Genomic DNA, 778 nt, shown 5'->3' with positions numbered 1-778 from the left:
TGGAAAGCATGAAACTCGGCTCGATAGACTATATTCCCAAACAGCTTGTGGAGGATAAACTTGTCCCCCTGATCCGTTCCATACTGAAAGAACGTCAGGCAGGACAACGCCGTATGCCTATATTCGCCCGTGAAGGTTCCGCCTTTCAGAAAATCATGCACCGCATAAGGCTGGTAGCCGCCACCGATATGAGCGTGATGATATTTGGTGAGAACGGCACGGGCAAGGAGCATATTGCCCACCTGTTGCATGACAAGAGCAAACGTGCAGGCAAGCCATTTGTGGCGGTGGACTGCGGTTCACTCTCCAAAGAGCTTGCACCGTCGGCTTTCTTCGGACACGTCAAAGGTGCATTTACAGGTGCGGACAATGCCAAGAAAGGATATTTCCATGAGGCGGAAGGCGGCACGTTGTTTCTGGACGAGGTAGGAAACCTCGCGTTGGAAACCCAACAGATGTTGCTCCGTGCCATACAGGAGAGGCGGTATCGCCCGGTCGGAGACAAGGCAGACCGGAATTTCAATGTCCGCATCATCGCTGCTACCAATGAAGATTTGGAGGTATCGGTGAATGAAAAGCGTTTTCGGCAGGATCTTCTGTACCGCCTGCACGACTTCGGGATAACCGTTCCTCCGTTGCGTGACTGTCAAGAAGACATTATGCCGCTGGCAGAGTTCTTCCGTGATATGGCAAACAGAGAGCTGGAGTGTAGCGTGAGCGGGTTCAGTTCCGAAGCACGTAAAGCGTTGCTGACACACGCATGGCCGGGCAACGTGCG

The 778-nt window shown here is 53.1% G+C and carries 1 protein-coding gene; it reads left to right on the top strand.

The genetic code is table 11. From position 1 onward, the window contains the following. Positions 1-778, top strand: a 778-nt coding sequence (locus H8S63_RS19775; RefSeq protein WP_186927717.1) for a sigma-54 dependent transcriptional regulator, incomplete at both ends; no start/stop codon positions are given.

This window comes from Bacteroides sp. NSJ-39 (genome assembly GCF_014287315.1).
Lineage (GTDB): Bacteria > Bacteroidota > Bacteroidia > Bacteroidales > Bacteroidaceae > Bacteroides > Bacteroides finegoldii.
The sequence above is the reverse complement of the archived record's forward strand: the minus strand, read 5'-3'. Positions and strand labels throughout refer to the sequence as shown.